The sequence below is a fragment of the Streptacidiphilus neutrinimicus genome (assembly GCF_000787815.1).
GTDB lineage: Bacteria > Actinomycetota > Actinomycetes > Streptomycetales > Streptomycetaceae > Streptacidiphilus > Streptacidiphilus neutrinimicus.
Genome location: NZ_BBPO01000005.1, coordinates 13,884 through 30,802, shown reverse-complemented (window position 1 = coordinate 30,802; position 16,919 = coordinate 13,884). Strand labels below are relative to the sequence as shown.

General features: G+C 72.4%; 14 protein-coding genes. 10 read left to right on the top strand and 4 right to left on the bottom strand.

From position 1 onward, the window contains the following. Positions 1-449: 449 nt before the first annotated feature. The 3 genes from TR48_RS05490 (at position 450) to TR48_RS05480 (ending at position 4,550) form a co-directional block, all read left to right on the top strand. Positions 450-1,538 carry a YeiH family protein gene (locus TR48_RS05490; RefSeq protein WP_236652019.1) on the top strand — a complete coding sequence of 363 codons (1,089 nt, stop codon included), beginning with the start codon at positions 450-452 and terminating at the stop codon, positions 1,536-1,538. Positions 1,539-1,706: 168 nt separating this feature from the next. Continuing rightward, on the top strand, positions 1,707-3,959 hold the full coding sequence (locus TR48_RS05485; RefSeq protein WP_042364852.1) for a HelD family protein: 2,253 nt from the start codon (positions 1,707-1,709) through the stop codon (positions 3,957-3,959). 216 nt (positions 3,960-4,175) lie between these two features. Further along, the gene (locus TR48_RS05480) at positions 4,176-4,550 is read left to right on the top strand and encodes a cyclophilin-like fold protein (protein WP_042364748.1); all 375 of its coding nucleotides are present in this window, start codon (positions 4,176-4,178) and stop codon (positions 4,548-4,550) included. A 49-nt stretch (positions 4,551-4,599) separates the two neighbouring features. On the opposite strand, the gene TR48_RS05475 is transcribed toward TR48_RS05480, so the two are convergent. Beyond that, a complete protein-coding gene (locus TR48_RS05475; protein ID WP_369405556.1) occupies positions 4,600-4,923 on the bottom strand; it encodes a hypothetical protein in 324 nt (107 codons plus the stop codon). Positions 4,924-4,977: 54 nt separating this feature from the next. Between TR48_RS05475 and TR48_RS05470 the strand changes: the two genes are divergently transcribed. Continuing rightward, positions 4,978-5,592: a GNAT family N-acetyltransferase gene (locus tag TR48_RS05470; protein ID WP_042364747.1), complete on the top strand. Its 615-nt coding sequence runs from the start codon at positions 4,978-4,980 to the stop codon at positions 5,590-5,592. A gap of 79 nt (positions 5,593-5,671) precedes the next feature. Here the strand turns inward: TR48_RS05470 and TR48_RS05465 are convergent, their stop codons facing one another. Further along, a complete protein-coding gene (locus TR48_RS05465) occupies positions 5,672-7,966 on the bottom strand; it encodes a pectate lyase-like domain-containing protein (protein WP_042364746.1) in 2,295 nt (764 codons plus the stop codon). A gap of 147 nt (positions 7,967-8,113) precedes the next feature. Continuing rightward, complete coding sequence (locus tag TR48_RS05460; RefSeq protein ID WP_042364745.1) at positions 8,114-9,322, bottom strand: ROK family transcriptional regulator; 1,209 nt, start codon at positions 9,320-9,322, stop codon at positions 8,114-8,116. A 198-nt stretch (positions 9,323-9,520) separates the two neighbouring features. Between TR48_RS05460 and TR48_RS05455 the strand changes: the two genes are divergently transcribed. From TR48_RS05455 to TR48_RS05440, 4 genes are all read left to right on the top strand, one after another. Next, a complete protein-coding gene (locus tag TR48_RS05455) occupies positions 9,521-10,843 on the top strand; it encodes an ABC transporter substrate-binding protein (protein ID WP_042364744.1) in 1,323 nt (440 codons plus the stop codon). Next, on the top strand, positions 10,836-11,792 hold the full coding sequence (locus tag TR48_RS05450; RefSeq protein ID WP_042364743.1) for a carbohydrate ABC transporter permease: 957 nt from the start codon (positions 10,836-10,838) through the stop codon (positions 11,790-11,792). The genes TR48_RS05455 and TR48_RS05450 overlap by 8 nt, the downstream gene beginning before the upstream one ends. Continuing rightward, entirely contained in the window at positions 11,785-12,666 is an 882-nt protein-coding gene (locus tag TR48_RS05445; RefSeq protein ID WP_084728850.1) for a carbohydrate ABC transporter permease, read from the top strand. The genes TR48_RS05450 and TR48_RS05445 overlap by 8 nt, the downstream gene beginning before the upstream one ends. A 61-nt stretch (positions 12,667-12,727) precedes the next feature. Continuing rightward, a complete protein-coding gene (locus TR48_RS05440; protein ID WP_042364742.1) occupies positions 12,728-14,074 on the top strand; it encodes a GH1 family beta-glucosidase in 1,347 nt (448 codons plus the stop codon). A gap of 41 nt (positions 14,075-14,115) precedes the next feature. Here the strand turns inward: TR48_RS05440 and TR48_RS05435 are convergent, their stop codons facing one another. Continuing rightward, positions 14,116-14,619, bottom strand: coding sequence for a hypothetical protein (locus TR48_RS05435; protein ID WP_042364741.1), 504 nt, complete (start codon positions 14,617-14,619; stop codon positions 14,116-14,118). Between the two features lie 198 nt (positions 14,620-14,817). Between TR48_RS05435 and TR48_RS05430 the strand changes: the two genes are divergently transcribed. Continuing rightward, a complete protein-coding gene (locus TR48_RS05430) occupies positions 14,818-15,147 on the top strand; it encodes a YciI family protein (protein WP_042364740.1) in 330 nt (109 codons plus the stop codon). Further along, positions 15,144-16,919 (top strand): sigma-70 family RNA polymerase sigma factor (locus TR48_RS05425; RefSeq protein WP_052442418.1); only part of this gene is annotated, 1,776 nt, incomplete at its 3' end. The genes TR48_RS05430 and TR48_RS05425, both read left to right, overlap by 4 nt.

The following is a 16,919-nucleotide window of genomic DNA, read 5'->3' as shown; positions in this document are numbered from 1 at the left end:
ACCAGCAGCCTCCAACTCCCCAGATCGGCAACCGCCTCGACGCCGGCAACCTCGCCTGCCCGGTTCCCTCCCGCTCCCGCTCGACCGCGGCCCGTCTGCCGTGTTCTCCGGCCTCCGTCACGTCTTCGCTCCTCCCTGACGCTCCGCCCTTCGCCGCCCCCGCCCCGCCCCCGCCACGCGCGGCCGGCCCTCGGCGACGCGCCATGACTCCGGCACCCGCAGTGCCGGCCCCGTCCGGCGGCTCGCCGGTCGCGCCGTCGTCGACCGGCCCACCCGCAACGCTCGGTCGGCCGGTCACCGCCACCGGCCCGGCGCGCCCCGTCCTCGCGCGCCGGGCAGGGTCCGTGCCGGCGGCCGTCCCCCTCGTCCGTTCGGTCATAGGGAAACCCTATGACGTGGGCGCGGCTTTGCGGCTACCGCCCCTACGGCGGACGCCCAAGAGTGGTCGGGTGACGATCACCCCCGTGCGCCCTGACCGGCGCGGCAGCGTGCAGACCCCTCCCTCCGCAGGTCTCGCCCGCCCGTCGGCGCGTCTGGGCGCGCCGTTGCGCAGGAACGCGCCGGGGCTGGTCGTCGCGGCGGCGGCCACGGGCATGGCCGCCGTGGTGAACCACCTCGCGCCGTCCGTCTCGCCGATGACCGCCGCCGTCGCCCTCGGCGTGCTCGCGGGGAACCTGCGCAGGGGCGACGCCCGGCTGCTGCCCGCCGCGACGCGACCGGGGCTCGGCGTCACCGCGAAGCGGGTGATGCGGCTGGCCGTGGTCCTGCTGGGGCTCAAGCTCGCGCTGAGCGACATCCTCGCGCTCGGCTGGCCGAGCCTCGTGCTGGTCTGCCTGGTCGTCGCGGCGACGTTCTTCGGCGCCCAGTGGCTCGGCCGCAAGGCCGGGCTGCCCGGCGACCAGCCGCTGCTGATCGCGACGGGCTTCTCCATCTGCGGCGCCTCCGCCGTGGCGGCGATGAACGGCGTGACGGAGAGCGAGGAGCAGGACACCGTCACCGCCGTCGCCCTGGTGACGCTCTGCGGCACGCTCGCCATCGGTGTGCTGCCGCTGCTGCACCATCCGCTGGGGCTGACCGACCTGCAGTTCGGCCGCTGGACGGGGGCGAGCGTCCACGACGTCGGTCAGGTCGTCGCGATCGGGCAGACGGCCGGCGCCGGCGCGCTCGGGCAGGCGGTCGTGGTCAAACTGATGCGGGTGGCGCTGCTCGCGCCGCTGGTGACCGGCGTCGCGCTGATGCGGTCCCGCCGCGCGGGCGGGCGCGCGGCGGGGCAGAACCGTCCGGCGCCGATCCCGCTCTTTCTCGTCGGATTCCTCGCCTGCGTCGCGCTGCGCAGCACCGGCGTGCTCTCGGCCGGCTTCGTGAACACGGCCGGGACCGTCGACGAGCTGTTGACGGCCGCGGCGCTGTTCGCCCTGGGCAGCACCGTCGACGTGCGGAACCTGCTGCGCACCGGCCGCAAGGCGCTGCTGGTCGGGCTCGCCTCCTGGGTGCTGATCGCGGCCGTCTCCTACGTGGGCGTCCTGCTCACCAGCTGAGGCACGACCCGGGACCAGGGGAAAACAAAAAGGCCGGGATTGCGTCCCGGCAAATTCGCTCGTATATTGAGAGATTCCCCTGCTCTGCGGCCCGACGAAACACCAATGAGCGAGGAATCTTTATGGGTTCACTATATCCGAGCGGGAGCGGCTTTGTCAAACGACGGAATTCGCGAGGAACAGGAATTCATCGACCTGCTCCGTGCACGCCTCGCCGTGCTGGAGGCCGGGGCCGAGGCCGCCGTCCAGGCCGCGCTGGGGCAGGAGGTGACCAACGCTCAGACGCGTCTCGAACGCGACGTCCTGGTCGCCGAGAACTCCGGTCTGCTGGCCGCCTACTCCTCCGGCGAGCACGGCCTCTGCTTCGGCCGACTGGTCTTCCGCGACGGCGCCGACCACCACATCGGGCGGCTCGGAATCCGTGCCGACGACGCGGAGCGCACCCCGCTCGTCGTCGACTGGCGCGCGGACCTCGCCCGGCCCTTCTACCTCGCCACCGGCTACGAGCCGATGGGCCTGCGCCGCCGCCGCCACATCACCACCGAGCGCAACCGCGTCACCGCCCTGCACGACGAGCTCCTCGACCTCGCCGACGCCGAGCGCTCCGGCTTCGAGGGCTCCGACGCCGACGACGTGCTGCTCGCCGCGCTCGACGCGGCGCGCACCGGGCGCATGCACGACATCGTGCAGACCATCCAGGCCGAGCAGGACCGGATCATCCGCGCCCCGCACCAGGGCGTGCTGGTGGTCGAGGGCGGTCCCGGCACCGGCAAGACCGCCGTCGCGCTGCACCGAGCCGCGTACCTCCTCTATGCCCAGCGCGAGCTGCTGGCCCGCCGCGCCGTGCTGATCGTCGGCCCGAACCCGGCCTTCCTCGCCTACATCGGCCAGGTCCTGCCCTCGCTCGGCGAGACCGGCGTGCTGCTCGCCACCCCGGCCGAGCTCTTCCCCGGCGTGCGCGCCACCGGCGTCGACACCCCGGCCGCCGCCGCGGTCAAGGGCGGAGCCGCGATGGCCGACGCGCTCGCCGCCCACCTGCGCGACCGGCAGGCGCTGCCCGACCCGGCGCTGGTCATCGAGCACGAGGACGGCGTGCTGATCCTGGACCGCGAGATCGCCGCCGCCGCGCGCGAGCGCGCCCGCTCGACGCGGCTGCCGCACAACCTGGCCCGCCCGCACTTCGCTTTCGCCGTCATCGACGCGCTCACCCAGCAGCTCGTCGAGCGCCTCGGCCACGACCCCTACGGCGGTCCGAACCTGCTCGGCCCGGACGACCAGGCGCTGATCGGCAAGGCCGTCGCCGTCAGCCCTGCCGTCCACGCCGCGATCGACGAGCTGTGGCCGCAGCTCACCCCCGAGCAGTTCCTCGCCGACTACCTGGAGGACCCGACCCACCTCCCGGAGGCCGACGCCGAGACGATCCGGCGCGTGCACGCGTCCCGCCCCGAGCGCCCGGCCCGCTGGGAGTGGACCGCGGCGGACGTCCCGCTGCTGGACGAGGCGGCCGAGCTGCTGGGCGAGGACGACGCGGCGCGGCGTGCGGCGGAGGAGGCGCTGCGCCAGGAGCAGATCGCCTACGCGCAGGGCGTGCTCGACCTCTCCTACGGTTCGCGGACCCAGGAGTTCGAGGACCGCGACGACGAGGAGTCCGAGCACCTGGCCGCCCACGACCTCATCGACGCCGAGCGCCTGGCGGACCGCCAGGAGGAGCTCGACCACCGATCGGCGGCGGAGCGCGCCGCGGCCGACCGCACCTGGGCCTTCGGTCACGTCATCGTCGACGAGGCGCAGGAGCTGTCCGCGATGGCGTGGCGGCTGCTGATGCGCCGGTGCCCGACCCGCTCGATGACCCTGGTCGGAGATCCGGCCCAGACCAGCGAGCCCGGCGGCTGCGGCAGTTGGGACGCCGCGCTGAGCCCCCACGTCCAGGACCGCTGGCAGCGTGTCGTCCTGGACGTCAACTACCGCACGCCCGCCGAGATCATGGACGCGGCCGCGGCCGTGCACCGCGCCACGGACCCGTCGTTCACCCCGCCACGCTCCGTGCGGAGCACGGGCGTGCGGCCGTGGGCCCAGGCCGTCCCCGCTCCGGACGAGCTGCCGGGCGCGGTCGCGAAGGCGGTCGGGGAGCACACCTCCCCCGAGCGCCGGCTGGCGGTCATCGCACCGGAGCCCCAGCTCGACGCCCTGATCGCGGCGTTGCCGGAGGCCGCGAGCGGCCCCGCGCCGGACCTCACCCGCCCTGTCGTCCTGCTCGCTCCCGCGCAGGCCAAGGGCCTGGAGTTCGACACGGTGCTGGTGGTGGAGCCGACCGGCTTCGCGGCCAACGAGCTGTACGTCGCGCTGACCCGCGCCACCCAGCGGCTCGGCGTGCTGCACACCGAACCACTGCCGTTCGGGCTGGAGTTGGAGACCCGCTGAGGCCGTACCCGGCCCCGGCGGCGCGGTCCCTCCGCGCCCCGGGGCCGCGCGCGGCGGCCCGCCCCGCACCGCGCCGTACACCTGAGCGTGCGGCGCCGCCCAGAACGGGGCGACGGTCCGGGCGGCCTCGATCTTCACGTCGTACGGGCTGGCCACGCGGTGACGGTATCCGAGACGACATTGACAAAATGTTGAAGCTCACGCTTCCCTGCTGCCATGCAGATTCGCATCATCTGGCCCGCCGGCACCGCGACGGCCACCCTGCGCCCCACCCCGACCAGCGAGGCGCTGCGCGCCGCCCTGCCGATCCAGTCGACGGCGAGCACCTGGGGCAAGGAGGTCTACTTCCGCACCCCCGTCAGCCGCCCGGTCGAGCCGGACGCCCGGCAGGTCGTCGAGCCCGGAACGGTCGCCTTCTGGACCGACGGCGACAGCCTCGCGCTCCCCTTCGGGCCCACGCCGATCTCCCGCGCGGACGAGTGCCGCCTGGCCAGCCCCTGCAACCTGCTCGGTGCGCTCGACGGCGACCCCAAGGCCCTCGCGACCGTCCGCGACGGCGACGCGATCCGGGTGGAGCTGGTCACGGACTGACGCACCCTCACCCGAAGACGGTCAGCAACGACGCGGCCAACAGCACGGCCTAGAGCCCGAGCCCCAGCGCCGCCACGCACCGGACCGCCTCGCTCGCCGGGAGCGTCGCCTGCGCGCTCCGCGCACGGTCGCGGTAGTGGCCGACCAGCACCGGCTGTGCGTCGTCGAGACGCACAGCGACGGCGACCGGGGCGCCCCGCGTACCGAAGCGGGCGAGCTCGCGCAGCCACTGGTGGGTCAGCGCATAGGACGGCAGGACAGGAAAGCAGTAGACCCCCCGCGCGCCGTCCTGGCCGTGGCCGCCCGCGCGCAGCCCGGCGCGACGGACGCGGCGCTCTTCCGCCGATGAGGTGAGGTGCACGAACACGGCCACGCGCGGACACGATAGGGGCTCGCCGCCCCGCGGGCGCGCGATTATCGTGGCCGGATGAGCAGCCAGGAGCAGCCGCCGATCGTGCGCACCGCGCGCGCCGACGACGTCGACGCCGTCGTCGCCGCCCTCACCACCGCGTTCTTCGACGACCCGGTGTGGGGCCCGGCCTTCCCCGACCCCGGGCGGCGGGCCGCCCAGGCCGGCGCGCTGTGGCGGCTCTTCGCCTCCTCCGGGATGCGGTATCCGTGGCTGCTGGTGACCGAGCGCGTCGAGGCCGCCGCGCTGTGGATCCCGCCGGGCGGCACGGAGCTCACGGACGAGGAGGAGCACGGCTTCGCGGACTTCCTCCGCGCGACCACCGACGCCCGCACCGCCGACGGGATTCTCGGGATCCTGGAGCCGATGGAGGCCGCGCGACCCCAGGAGCCGCACTTCTACCTGAGCCTGCTGGGCACCCACGACGACCACCGGGGCAAGGGCCTCGGCATGGCGCTGCTGCGCGAGAGCCTCGTCCGCATCGACGAGCTCCGCATGCCCGCGTACCTGGAGTCGAGCAACCCGCCCGCCAACGACAAGCGCTACGCCGCCGTCGGCTTCGTGCCCACCGGCGAGCTGACCATGCCCGACGGGCACGTCGTCACGACCATGTGGCGTCCCGCGCGCGGCTGACGGCGGGGAGGAGCGGCCGCGCGCGGGACGGGTGATCACACCGGCGTCGCGCCGGCCTCAGCCGGCGGGAGCGGCGTCGTCACGGGTAGCTGACGACGTCGCTGGGGCCGCCGAAGGTGGAGCTGACGGGCTGTCCGGTTCCGTTGATCACCGAGTCGATCCCGCCGCTGCCGTTGAGGAACACGGTCAGCAGGTCGTGGAACTGGACGCCCGAGGTGTTCGGCGCCTGGAAGGCCATCGCGTTGTGGATGTCCTGGCTCTGGTCGAAGTACGAGTAACTGCCCATGCCGTAGCCCTGGAAGCTGGTGACGCCGGGGGCGACGTAGAAGGCGGGGTAGCCCTTCTGCGACGAACTCGACATCCAGGACGCCTGGTTGGGCACCTCGTACGGGTTCTCGTTCTGGAAGAAGACGACCTCGCCGCCCTGGCCGTTCCAGACCGTCTCGTTCTTCTGGAAGTGCTCGACGGCCAGCCCGGTCGCCACCACGTTGTTGCCGTTCACCACCAGACCGGTGTCGCTCTGGTCGCCGGTCCAGGTGCCCGCGCCGGCGCCGTGGTCGGCGCGCCAGATCCAGGCGTCGTCGACGATCGAGTTGTTGCTGTTGTCGACCAGCGCCGTCGCCGCCGAGCCGGCCGTGGCGCCGCCGATGCGGAAGAAGACGTCGTCCAGGGTCACCGGGTCCGCCGCGTGGCTGACGCCGGAGCCGGCCGTGCCGACGGTCAGCAGCGTCGGCGAGGTGACCGGGCCCGCGTCGAAGATGACGCCGGTGACGTTCACGCCGTTCACGTCCGCGATGTTCAGCGTGGTGTTGCCGTTGCTGGGCACCAGCGTCGGGAAGCCGAGGCCGACGATCTTCGTGTCCGGGTGCGTCACGCTGATGGTACTCGGCACCTGGTAGACGCCGGGGGTGAAGAGCAGGTTGTCACCGGCCGCCAGCGCCGCGTTGATCTGGTCCGTGGTGGCACTGGGCTGGACCACGAAGAACGTGGACAGCGGCAGCGAGACGCCCGGCGTGGAGCCGTTCAGCCAGGTCGGGCCGGAGGAGTTGGTCTGCAGCGAGGGGACGAAGACCTGGTAGTTCCCGCTCGCGTCCAGGTACAGGTAGGGCGCCTCCCGCGTCTCGGGGCAGTTGGCCAGCGTGGTGTAGGAGTTGGGGCCGCCGCTGTCACCGGAGTTGGAGGCGAAGGACTGCGCGGGCGCGCCCGGGTCGCCGCAGAAGACCTGGTTCCACACGGCGTTGCTCCAGCCGTCGAGGCTGGAGTTGCGGGTGAAGAACTGCTGCTGCGACCCGTTGGTGACGGTGCCGCCGGTGAACTCCGAGTCGGCGATGAAGCCGCCGCTGGCCCAGTCAGGGGAGCCGGTGCAGTAGTCCATCAGGCTCAGGTTGCCGTTGATGTGCACCCGGCGCAGCGGCGCGGCCTGGGAGACGGCCCAGAAGTCGTCACCCGCGTAGCAGCCGGTCATGCCGGTGACGTTGATCGTCAGGTTGGTGAGGGAGCGCCAGAAGTTCGTGGTGGCGTAGCACTGGGTCTGCACGCCGCCGTTGCACTGGTTGTACACGTCCACGGTGCCGTTGATGACCGTGTCCCCGGGGTTCAGGCCGAGACCGGCGACGCTCTCGTAGAAGCCGACGGAGAAGATCAGCGGGTTGGCGGCGGAGCCGTAGGTGCCGGGCTTGAACAGGATCGCGTAGCGGGCGGTGCCGAACTCGTTGCCGCCCTGGGCGTTGGCGATGGAGTTGAGCTGGTTCTGGATGGTCGTCTGCGACATGGTCGGGTCGAAGACGACGACGTTGGAGCCGAGGCTGCCGCCGGTGGGCGGGGGCGGGGTGCCGCCGCCGGAGCCGTACACGGAGAACTCCCAGAGGCTGTAGCCCCACTGGGTGTTGCGCTGCGTTCCGTACATCCGGATGTAGCGGCCGGAGCCGGACACGTTCAGCGTCTCGGTCCCGCCGGGACCGGAGGCGGTGGAGTAGATCGTGGTCCAGTTGGTCGCGTCGTTCGAGGTCTGGATCTGGTAGGCCTTGCCGGAGGCGGTCTCCCAGTTCAGCACGACCTGGCAGATGGTCTGGGTCGAGCCGAGGTCGACCTGGAGCCACTGCGGGTCGGAGAAGCCCGAGGACCACCGGGTCCCGGTGTTGCCATCGACGGCGTTGGACGCCGGGAAGCTGCTGTTCTCGAGCGAGGACGCGGTGGCGGGCCGGTTCTGCGCGAGGTCGGTGGTGCCGCAACTCGCGGCCGCCGCTCGGGAGGCGACCCCGGCCTGCGCGGACAGCGCGGCCAGCAGCAGGGCGACGACGGCGAGCAGGGCGGACAGCGGGCGTCTGCGGGAGCGGCGGCCATAGCCGCCGGGGTCGATCACGACAGATCTCATGGGCACTCCTGGCACGGGTGGGTGGGAGTGGTGCAGGGGGCTTGCCGTTGAGGCGAGAGAGCGCTCTCTGCGGTGCATCGTGGAGGCCTGTCGAGCCGGTGTCAATACAGAAGTCGAAGCTGCGCGGCATTCACGGCGCGCCGGGCGCTACGCGCCCGCCTCCAGGAGACGGGCGACCGGAAGGGTGGCCGCGCCGCGGGCGACCGCGTCCGCACCCAAGGCGCCGAGGTCGACCGAGGTCAGCGAGTAGGGCAAGCGCAGCGCGTGCTCGCGGACGACCTCGCGGATCCGCGACAGCAGCACCGGCGCGAGAGCGAGCCCGGCCCAGCCGCCGATGATGACCCGTTGCGGGTTCAGAAAGTTGACGACGTTGGCGATGCCGACGCCGATCCGGACGGCCGTCTCGTCGAGAACCGAACGCGCCGGCTCCCCGGCGGGCCCCTCCTGCTCGGCCGCGGCCAGGATCAGCCGCAGTGTCTCCTCCTCGTCCTGCGCGTCGATGCCCGCCACGCCCGCGGCCTCCGCCGCCTCCGCGTAGCGGGCGATGACCGCCTCCGCGCCGACGTACGCCTCCAGGCAGCCCCGCGCGCCGCAGCGGCAGCGGCGGCCCTGGTACTGGACGTTGAGGTGCCCCCACTCCCCCGCGCTGGTGGTCGAGCCGCGGAAGGGCGCGCCGTCGGCGATGACGGACGCGCCCGCACCCGAGCCCAGCAGCAGGAAGACGGCGCTGTCCGCGTCGCGGCCCGCGCCGAACCACATTTCGGCCTGGGCCATGGTGGTCGCGCCGTTGTCGATGAACAGCGGCAGCCCGGTGTGTTCGCGCAGCCGCTCCTCCAGCGGGAAGGCGTCCCAGCCGACCGTCTGGCCGTGCACGACGGCGTACGGCTGGTGCTGCACGATGCCGGGAACGCCGATGCCGACGCCGAGCAGCGGCGCGGCCGCGCCCGCGCGGAGCTCGGCGAGCCCGGCTGCGATCGCGGCGACGACGGCCTCCTGGTCGAGCGAGCCGCCGACCACGGGCAGGTCCAGCGCGGCGAGTTCGGCGAGGCCGAGGTCGAAACGCTCCAGCCGGATACGCGTCTCGCCGACGTCGATGCCGATGACCTCGAAGCAGGAGGTGTCGACGCGCAGCAGGATGCGCGGCCGCCCGCCCTCGGACTCGACGGCCCCCGCCTCCACCACGAGCCCGGCGTCGAGCAGGTCCGCCACGACGTTGCTGACGGAGGCCGAGCTGAGGCCGGTCGCCTGGATCAAGTCCTGCCGGCTGAGCGGGCCGTGGAAGTACAACTGCCGCAGCAGCCGGGCGCGGTTGGCGCGCCGCAGGTCACGGACGTTTCTGCGGCCCTCGTCGGTCATCCCGGCCCATCCTCCACGCTCTGCTCCGGACGGCACCCTACTGGCCGACAACGGGCCCAGGACCGCCGAATCTGTTGACGGTTGATTATCTCACAGGTTAAATCACGTCTCGAACTAAGTCATGAGCAAAGCCTTCGTCCGCTCCGGGCACCCCCTCAAGGGCCGCGCTGATCCGCCCCCACCCGAAAGGCTCCCTTCATGCGCTCCTCCAGATCGGCACTGCTGACCCTGGCCGTCGCCACCGCGCTGCTCGCCTCCGCCTGCTCCTCCTCCGGCGGCTCCGGCTCGGGCGGCGGCTCCGTCGCGGGGACCACGCTCACCTACTGGGCCAGTGACCAGGGCGGCTCGATAGCCCAGGACGTCAAGGTGCTCACGCCCGAGCTCGACGCGTTCACCAAGCAGACCGGCATCAAGGTCAAGCTGGAGGTCATCGGCTGGAACGACCTGCTCAACCGGATCCTCGCAGCCGCCAGTTCGGGCCAGGGGCCGGACCTGGTCAACATCGGCAACACCTGGTCGGCCTCGCTGCAGGCGACCGGCGCCTTCCTGCCCATCTCCGACGACGTGATGAAGCAGATCGACGGCACCGGCCGCTTCCTGCCCGGAGCGCTGGCCGCGACCGGCGCGCCCGGTCAGCCGCCGGTCGGCGTGCCGATCTACTCGATGGCCTACGGCCTGTACTACAACAAGGCGATGTTCCAGGCCGCAGGGATCACCCAACCGCCCACCACCTGGGACGAGTTCATCGCCGACGGCAAGAAGCTGACCAAGGGCGGCCAGTGGGGCGTCTCGGTCGAGGCCGCGCAGACCCCCGAGAACGCCCACCACGCCTTCACCTTCAGCAAGCAGCAGGGCGGCAGCTTCTACGACTCCTCCGGCAAGCCGACCTTCGACACCCCGCAGAACGTGGCCGGTATCAAGCAGTACGTGGACTTCATGGCCGCGGACAAGATCGCCAACCCGAGCGACGCCGAGTACTCCAACGGCACGGAGGCGGTGAAGGACTTCGCGACCGGCAAGGCCGCGATGCTGCTGTGGCAGTCGGCCGACGCCACGCTCGCCCAGTACGGCATGCAGCCGAGCCAGTACGGCGTCGCGCCGGTGCCGTTCAACGCGGCCGCGCCGTCCGGTGCGAGCCACGTCGACTCCATCGTGGCCGGCATCAACCTCTCGATCTTCGCGAACACCAAGCACAAGGACGCGGCGATCCAGTTCATGAAGTTCATGACCAGCCAGCAGGCCCAGCTCGACCTGAACAAGCAGTACAGCTCGCTCCCGTCGGTCAGTGACGCCTACGGCGACCCGGCGTTCCAGACCCAGACGGTCAAGACGCTGCAGAGCGTGCTGGCGAACTCGGCGGCGCCGATGCCGGCCGTGGCCACGGAGAGCCAGTTCGAGACGGTGATCGGTGCGGCGGTGCAGAACCTCTTCGCCGACGCCGCCGCGGGCAAGCCCGTCACCGACCAGAGCGTCGCCGCCCAGCTCGACCAGGCGCAGCAGAAGCTCCAGGCCGGTGGCTGAGGCACGCACGCCGGCGCCCGCGCGCCCGAGCCGCTCCTGGGCTCGGGTGCGCCGCGCCGGACTTCCCTACCTGCTCCTCCTGCCGGCGGTGTTGTTCGAACTGCTGGTGCACGTCGTGCCGATGCTCACCGGCATCTACATGAGCTTCAAGCACCTGACCGAGTTCTTCATCCGCAACTGGAGCGCCGCCCCGGCCGCGGGCATCGACAACTACCGCTTCGCGCTGGACTTCAACGGCGCCATCGGCAGGCAACTGCTCCAGTCCTTCTGGACCACCTGCGCTTTCACGGTGCTCACGGTCGGCCTCTCCTGGCTGCTCGGCACCGGCGCGGCGGTGCTCATGCAGGACCCGTTCCGCGGCCGCGGGCTGCTGCGCACCTACTTCCTGGTGCCGTACGCCCTGCCCGCCTACACCGCCGCGATCACCTGGGAGTTCATGTTCCAGCGGGACACCGGCCTGGTGAACACGCTGCTGGTGCACGACCTGCACCTGTTCCCGACCGCGCCGTTCTGGTTGATCGGCGGCAACTCCTTCTGGGCGCTGCTGATCACCGCCGTCTGGCGCACCTGGCCGTTCGCGTTCCTGGTCGTCACGGCGGGCCTGCAGAACATCCCCGGTGACCTGTACGAGGCGGCCGCGCTGGACGGCGCGGGCACCTGGCAGCGCATCCGCTCCATCACGCTGCCGCAGCTGCGTTCGGTGAACCAGGTGTTGGTCCTGGTGCTGTTCCTGTGGAACTTCAACGACTTCAACACCCCCTACACGCTGTTCGGCAACGTGCCGCCGCCGCAGGCGAACCTGATCTCGGTGCAGATCTACGACACCTCCTTCCAGAACTGGAACTTCGGCTCGGGCTCGGCGATGTCCGTCCTGCTGCTGCTCTTCCTGCTCGTGGTCACCGCGGTGTACCTGCTGCTCACCAACCGGAGGGGGAAGGCGGATGCCTAGGCCGTCGCGCGGGCCCAAGCCGCCGCGCAGTCCGCTGGCTCCGCCCGCGTCTTTCGTGTGGACGCGGCGGATCGTGCTGACCCTGCTGGGGATCTTCACCTTCCTGCCGCTGTGGGTCATGGTCAGCGGCTCGCTGAAGCCGCTCAAGGACGTCCAGGCGGCATGGAGCTGGATCCCGGCGAATCTCACGCTCCGCCCCTACGTGGACATCTGGAGCACGGTGCCGCTGGGGCACTACTTCGTCAACAGCCTGGTCGTCTCGTCCTGCTCGACGGCGATCTCGGTGGTCATCGCGATCCTCGCCGCCTACGCGGTGAGCCGGCACCGTTTCCCGGGGCGGCAGCTGTTCAGCGTGACGGTGCTGTCGACGCAGATGTTCCCCGGCATCCTTTTCCTGCTGCCGCTGTTCCTCATCTACGTCAACATCGGCACCGCCACGGGCGTCCAGTTGGACGGCTCCTGGCTGGGCCTGATCGTCACCTACCTGACCTTCACGCTGCCCTTCTCGATCTGGATGCTGGTCGGCTACTTCGACTCCATCCCGAGGGAGTTGGACGAGGCCGCCAAGGTCGACGGCAACGGGCCGATCGGCGCGCTGGTCCGGGTCATCGTGCCGGCCGCGCTGCCGGGCATCGTCACCGTCGCGGTCTACTCGTTCATGACCGCGTGGGGCGAGGTCCTCTTCGCCTCGGTGATGACCGACGACTCCACCCGCACGCTGGCCGTGGGCCTGCGCAACTACGCCTCGCAGAACGACGTGTACTGGAACCAGATCATGGCGGCCTCGCTGGTGGTCAGCGTTCCCGTGGTCGTGGCCTTCCTGCTGCTGCAGCGCTACCTCGTCGCCGGACTGACGGCCGGCTCGGTCAAGTAGCCGGCCGAACTCCCCCTTCCACCTGCTTTTTCTTCACCCGCACCGTGTGCTGAGGAGACCCATGCCTGCGCCCGACACCTCCGCCTTCGGCCCCGCGTTCCTCTGGGGGGCGGCCACCTCCGCCTACCAGATCGAGGGAGCCGTGGCCGAGGACGGCCGGTCCCCGTCCATCTGGGACACCTTCTGCCGGGTCCCCGGCGCGATCGACCATGGCGACACGGGCGACGTGGCGACCGACAGCTACCACCGCTGGCCCGAGGACATCGCGCTGATGCGCGCCCTTGGCCTGGGCGGCTACCGCTTCTCGATCGCCTGGCCGCGGGTCCTGCCCCAGGGCACGGGCGCGGTGAACCGGGCCGGGCTCGACCACTACGACCGCTTCACCGACGCGCTGCTGGAGGCGGGCATCCGCCCCAACGCCACCCTCTACCACTGGGACCTGCCGCAGGCCCTGCAGGACCGCGGCGGCTGGCCCGCGCGGGAGACGGCCGAGGCGTTCGCCGAGTACGCCGCGCTGGTCGGGGCCCGGCTGGGCGACCGGATCACCGACTGGGCCACCCTCAACGAGCCGCTCTGCAGCGCCTGGATCGGCCATCTGGAAGGCAAGATGGCGCCGGGCCTCACGGATCTGACCGCGGCGGTACGCGCCTCGTTCCACCTCCACCTCGGCCACGGTCTCGCCGCGCAGGCGCTGCGCGCGGCCGCTCCGGGCGCGATCCGCGTCGGCATCACCAACAACCTCAGCCCCATCGAGCCCGCCTCGGACAGCGAGGCGGATCTCGCGGCGGCCCGCCGTGCCGACGGGCACATCAACCGCTGGTGGCTGGACCCGATCTTCGGGCTCGGCTATCCCGAGGACATGGTGGCCCTCTACGGCGTCGAGCTCCCGGTCCAGGGCGAGGACCTGAAGACCATTGCGCAGCCGCTGGACTGGCTGGGCGTCAACTACTACTTCCGCCAGATCGTCGCCGACGACCCGGCGGGCCCGGTGCCCGGCTTTCGCCAACTCGCTGGCCCCGGGCCGCAGACGGCGATGCCGTGGGAGGTGCACGCCCCGGGCCTGGAGCAGTTGCTGCTGCGGGTCACCCACGAGTACGGCGCGCAGGACCTCATGGTGACGGAGAGCGGCGCAGCCTACGAGGACGTCGTCGGCCCCGACGGCCGTGTCGACGACGCCGAGCGTGCCGCGTACCTGACGCAGCACGTCGCCGCGTGCGCCCGCGCGGCGGCGGCGGGAGCGCCGGTGTCGGCGTTCTACTACTGGTCGCTGCTGGACAACTTCGAGTGGGCGTACGGCTACGCGAAGCGCTTCGGGCTGGTGCACGTCGACTACGCGACGCAGCGGCGCACGGTGAAGACCAGCGGCGAGCGCTACGCGGAGATCATCCGCGCGCACCGCGAGCGGTGACCCGGGCCGGGTGACCCGGGCCTGACGACGCGGGCCGGAGGTCAGGTCCCAGCGACGGCGTTCACCGGGCGGGGCAGCGGCCAGACGAAGTGGGCGGGCATGCCGGTGGGGCGGGCGCCGGGGTAGTCCAGGGTGATGCGGGTGTAACGGACCTGGCCCGGGTGCCCCGTCCAGGGGACCGGCTGGTCGAGGCGGACCTTGACCGGGAAGCCGCGGAAGTGGCCGGCCGCGCAGTACGGCACGCAGTCGTTCGCCTGGTCGGTCGCCGTCCCCGTCGCCGAACCGGTCGACCACGTCGACCACTTCGCGCCGGAGAGGTAGTTGTTGCCGTCCCCGCACGCCAGCACGTACGTGGCGGGCCGCGTCTGCGGCTTGCCCGCGCAGTCCAGCACGACCGGTGCGGGCGCGGGCGCCGCGGAGGCCCCGGACTTCGCGGAGTTCGCGGACGCGTGCTCGGCGGAGGTCGTGGAGACGGTCGCGGTCGCGGCCGGGATCAGAGTCGCGCCGCCCACCAGGAGGATCGCTGCCAGTTTCAGTAGTGCCATTCCGCGCTCCCCTGGGGCTCTCGGGTAGGGCCAGGCTACGTTGCCCCTCGTGAATCCGGCTACCCCAACACGTCAGAAAGCTGACCAAAACGGATATGCTCAGGTCAGCCGGGCGTTCCCTGTCATACGGCCGGGTTCGACGTAGGGGCAGAAGGGCGCCGCGGAGGGCGGCGCCCGGGAGAAGAAGGAGCAGGGATCATGCGCTACCTGATGACCGCCCGCAGCACCGAAACCACCCCCGCGCCGGACGAGAAGCTCTTTACGGAGATGGCCGCGTTCGTCGAGGAGATGACCGCCGCCGGCATCCTGCTGGCGACCGGCGGCCTCGCCCCCGAGGGCGTGCGGCTGGTCTCCCATGGCGACGAGCTGACCGTCACCGACGGCCCGTTCGCCGAGGCCAAGGAGGCCGTGGCCGGCTTCGCGCTGGTAGAGGTGGGCTCCAAGGAGGAAGCCGTCGAGCTGGCCCGGCGCTTCCGCCGGATCGTGGGCGACGGCGAGAGCATCGTCCAGCAGGTCTTCGGGCCGTGACCACAGCGCCGGGCCCGCGGGGCGGCCGGACGGCCGCCCCGGCGCCCGTAGGCCGCGCGGGGGACGCGCACGCGGGCGTGCACGCCGTGGTGTCGGCGGTCTGGAAGCTGGAGTCGGCGCGGATCACCGCCGCGCTGGTCCGGATCGTGCGCGACGTCGGCGCGGCCGAGGAGCTCGCGCAGGACGCGCTGGTGGCGGCGCTCGAGCAGTGGCCCGCCGCCGGCGTCCCGGCCAACCCCGCCGCCTGGCTGACCACCGTCGCCAAACGCCGTGCCGTGGACCGGATCCGCCGGGCCGAACGTGAGGAGCGCGGACACGCGGAACTGGCCCGCGAGCGGGGGACGGCCGAGCCGTGGGACGAACAGCGCGGCGGGGCCGACGAGGCGACCGGCGACGAGGGCGACCAGGGCGACGAACCGGCTGACATCCTGCGGCTGTTGCTGCTCGCCTGCCATCCCTCGCTGCCCACCCAGGCGCGCATCGCCCTGACCCTGCGCCTGCTGGGCGGCCTCACACCCGAGGAGATCGCGCGGGCCCTGCTGCTGGACACGACGACCGTCACCCGGCGGATCGCCGAGGGCAAGCGCCTCCTGGCGCAGCAGCGCGTCGACTTCACGGGCACGCCCGCACCGCAGGAGCTGGGCGAGCGGATCGGGGCGGCCCTGGAGGTCGTCTACCTGGTCTTCAACGAGGGCTACGCCGCCACCTCCGGAGAGGACTTGATCCGGCCGGACCTGTGTCTCACCGCGCTGCGGCTGGGCCGGTTGCTCGCCCGGCTCGCTCCGCGGGAGCCGGAGGCGCACGCTCTGGTCGCCCTCATGGAGTTGCAGGCCTCCCGGCAGGCGGCGCGGACCGGCCCCCAGGGCGAGCCGGTCCAGTTGCACGAGCAGAACCGGGGACGCTGGGACCCGCTGCTGATCCGCCGCGGCTTCGAGGCGATGCTCCGTGCCCGCGACCTGCTCGACGCCTCCCGGTCGACGGGCGAGCGCGTCGGGGGACCCGGTCCGTATCTGCTGCAGGCCGCCATCGCCGTCTGCCACGCGCAGGCGCGGACCGCCGAGCAGACCGACTGGGCGCAGATCGCGGGCCTGTACCAGGCGTTGGCGCACTTGCTGCCGACTCCCGTCGTTCAGCTCAACCGTGCCGTGGCCGTGGGCCGGGCGCAGGGCCCGCAGGCCGGGCTCGACCTGGTCGACGCGCTGCGTCTGGATCCGACGCTCCAGGACTACCACCTGCTGCCCAGCGTCCGCGCCGATCTGCTGGTGCGGCTGGGCCGTACGGCGGAGGCGCGCACGGAGTTCCGGCGTGCGGCCGGGCTCACCCGCAACGACGCCGAACGCGCCTTCCTGCTGCGCCGCGCGGACGCGCTGGGCGTCGCGCCCGCCGGCCCGCTGCTGGGCGCGGCGGCGGACGCCTTCCTCGGTCAGGCCGGGTTGGACGTCTCCAGCCGGCGCTCGTACGCGCAGACCCTGCGCCGCCTGCGCAGCGGACTCGGCGACGCCGCTCCCCTGGACGACCTGACGCCCGACCGGTTGGCGCGCGTGTTCCGCACGGCGTGGGGCGACGCCGCGCCCGCGACCTGGAACCGGCACCGGGCCGCGCTGCGCTCGTTCTCCGCCTGGGCCGGCCGGGAGGCCCTGGCCGAGGCGGTCCCCCGGCGCGCGGCACCGCCCGCCGCCCGCCGGAGCCCGCCGTCCCGGCCCGAGCTGCGCGCGTTGCTGCGCGATCCGGCCGTCCCGGTGCGCGACCGCGCCCTGTGGCGGGTGCTGCAC